Below are 3,195 nucleotides of genomic sequence, written 5' to 3' on the forward strand. Positions count from 1 at the left end.
GGTGGCGACGCGGGTATAGAGTGCCGTGGTGTCGAGCTTGGCATGACCGAGCAGCACCTGGATCACGCGGACGTCGATGTTCTGCTCCAGCAGGTCGGTGGCGAAGCTGTGCCGCAAGGTGTGCAGCGAGACGCGCTTGCTGATCTTCGCCACCTGGGCGGTGGCGTGGCAGACGCGATCGAGCTGGCGCGTCGTCATCGGCTGCGCCCGATCGCGGCCCGGGAACAGCCAGCCCCGCGGCCGCGCCGCCTTCCACCAGGCACGCAGCAGATTGAGCAGGCTCGGCGACAGCATGACATTACGGTCCTTGCCGCCCTTGCCCTGCTCGACGCGGATGATCATCCGCGTGCTGTCGATGTCGGAGATCTTGAGCGAGACCACCTCGGCGGCGCGCAGGCCGGCGCCATAGGCCACGCTCAGCGCCGTCTTGTACTTCAGCCCCGGCGCGGCATCGAGCAGCCTTGCCACTTCCTCGACGCTGAGCACGACCGGCAGCTTGCGCGGCTCGTGAATGACATGGGTGTGCTCGACGATCTCGGGGCGCTTGAGGGTGACCCGCCACGTCCTCGAAGCTCGCCGTATCCGGCGATCGCCCGAGAAACGCCGCGAAGTTCTTGACCCTTTGCACGTAGTCATGTTGGGTCTTCGGTGCGAACTTGCGGATCGTCATGTCTTCGATCATGCGCCGGCGCAACGGGCTCATTGCCTCGTCGGTCATGGGGATGCTCCTGCCTTGGGTGAAGGTTGCGAACCCCTCATCATCTCAAGACAGGACGCCCCGTCGCGCTATCCTCTCGGCTCCGCTGCCAGCCGCAGCGCCCTACCGCGCCAGCGGTTTAGTCCTGTGGCCCTTAGCTGACCGTTCGCCACAAAGAGATGGATATCGAAGCGACCGAAATTGGACACTGGAAACCGTTGGGCAACGATGTCGCTGCAAGGGCCCACTCCGACACGCTTTCGACCTAACCGCCTCGTCTCACACTGTCGAGGAATTGTTCGCGTTCGCCAGGCGCGTAACCTTGGGAAGCTCCCGGATACGGTGCATTGTATTCATTGTACGGTGCCCGCCGGTACTCGATCGGCGGACCAGACGGTACGTAAGCAAAACCCGAAGCGGGGTCTGAGGTGATCGTGCCCTGATTGTTACCAACAACAGCGTGCCGACGGTGCGCGTGATGCACGGTAGCCGCGTTCGCAGCGGCACACAGGGTGATCAAAAAACTTAAGGTCAAAATTGAACGCATCGCTTTTTCTCCGATCGATCCCCGCTTTAAGTAAGGCTCAGGCCGCGCCGTCCAACTGATCACGGGTTCACGATTAGTCACATCGGTGGCATCGCGCGTGCCGTGCCTCTACCCGGCTAGCGGTGGGCAGTTGGCCGCAAAGGTTGGCGAAATTTCCGCTGTTGGCTGATTTCGTTGAAAAAGGGTGGCAGCAGATGTCCGCCTACCAGGGCTAATCGGAAGTCCGAATGGTGGGGTTAAACCGACGCGATTGACCCCTTAGTCGACCTTGGCTCAAGCACCACGGCATCCTGCAGGTGCAGTGGCCCGTGACGTGGGCGGATGTCGCCACGGGCAATATCGGCGAACTTCGTCGGGCAGGATGCGGACGAGCAAGCGTATCCTGTCCTTCACTGGCTGCGGAAACAGGTTAAGATCGCAGCGCCATTAAGCGTTAAAAGGACAAGCTCGATGACCACAAAGCTCTTGGCAACTGGATTGATCGCGATCACCATGCTTACAACGACCGCCGTGGCTCGCGAGAAATTCGCAGCCGGGCGAACGCGCATCACAGTACACGGCACACCCTGTCATATATTCAATACCGGCCCTGGCGGCTGCTGGATTGTCTGGGAGGGCATTCCGATATGGTTCGGTCCGTCGGTCCGGGGCGTGCCCGGCCACATTTGCGACGAGGGCGACAATGCGAGGATATGTTGAGATGCGAAGGCCATGCCGGGACAATCTTTGACAGAAGCCCGATGCTCGTAGGCGTCGAATTGGTCTAGTGTCGAGTGTCTGCACCTGGCCCATATTGGCGAAAACCAGCGTTCGTCCAAATGTCGGCAGTTAGGGATAGACCGGAAATGGCCGACGAGCCGCCGAACCGACGCGATTGACCCAAACCCCGTCATTCGCGGCGGTGCCAGTGTAACTGATCCCGCGCCCACGCCATCTATGGTGCCGTAACGTCCCGCAACGGCGCGAATTCAAGTAGCGGGTTCTGGACGTACTCACGCCAACGAGCGACGTGCATGTTGCTCTTCAGCCGAAAATACACCACACGCCGGACGTCGCCGGACAGATTGCCACCCATGTTGTGGCCGAGCATATAATGCCCAAGGAAAAGATCACCGGCTTTTCCGACCACTTGCTCCGGGGGAGCCATCGGATAGACAGGATGCTCTATGTTGAGCAACGCATCCGGCCCGTGCTCGGTCAGATATGCAGCGCCGACGTGATGCGATCCTAGCCAAACCCACAGGTTACCCATGTCAGGCTGAGACTGATCGGTAAGAAAAAAACCCGCGAGTAACGTGAAGGTCCCAGGCCGTCCGCTTGGCTCGGTGATCGAGATCCCGTCTAGATGCGGGCCTCCCGGTCGATGGGGAAAAGGCGGGATGTTGATCGAAACTTGGGCTTGCTGAGGCATCGTGAGCTGAAGTGGTCGGATGAGCGCAGAGATGATATCGAACGCGCTACTGTCGGTCAGTAGTAACAGAAGCGGATTTGGTGGGCTGACGTCGTTCACCCAATAAAAATGGAAGCCGCGCTTTTCTCCCCGTGGGGGAGCTTTCGTGATCATTCGATCAACCTCCGCCAGCGCCGAGGCCAACAGTCGGGGCTCGACGGCATTCGGAACCACCACGTAACCGCGATCAGCAAACAATCGCAATTGGTTCGCACTCAGCTCGTCCATGGGCTCACCAAATGATCTTCATAGAAAAGCAGCTTAGCACAAGACAACTAATACGTGTAAGCGAATATGTGGACTACGTGCCAAAGTAGACTATTTCCTCCCGAATTTTCCTCGAACGACACTAGGCCTGTTGCCCCGGGTGCCGCTGGCTACGCGCGAAGAGAGCCGCTCAGTGAGCGCTGCAGCGGGCTCATGACCTCGCTGATCGTCTTGGTGGCGACGCGGGTATAGAGTGCCGTGGTGTCGAGCTTGGCATGACCGAGCAGCACCTGG

Annotated in this window: 1 protein-coding gene and 1 pseudogene; both read right to left on the reverse strand. The window is 59.8% G+C overall.

What is annotated here, in order from left to right:
• A pseudogene (locus tag YUA_RS46660) lies at positions 1-718 on the reverse strand (tyrosine-type recombinase/integrase); the annotation flags it as partial.
• 1,460 nt (positions 719-2,178) lie between these two features.
• Positions 2,179-2,922, reverse strand: coding sequence for a phytanoyl-CoA dioxygenase family protein (locus YUA_RS0140695; RefSeq protein ID WP_027535762.1), 744 nt, complete (start codon positions 2,920-2,922; stop codon positions 2,179-2,181).
• Between the last annotated feature and the right edge of the window lie 273 nt (positions 2,923-3,195).

Source organism: Bradyrhizobium sp. WSM3983, from assembly GCF_000473045.1.
GTDB lineage: Bacteria > Pseudomonadota > Alphaproteobacteria > Rhizobiales > Xanthobacteraceae > Bradyrhizobium.

What these genes read in the sequence shown, in the direction of transcription:
- YUA_RS0140695 (WP_027535762.1), bottom strand. Translation starts at nt 2,922, where the DNA reads ATGGACGAGCTGAGTGCGAACCAATTGCGATTGTTTGCTGATCGCGGT.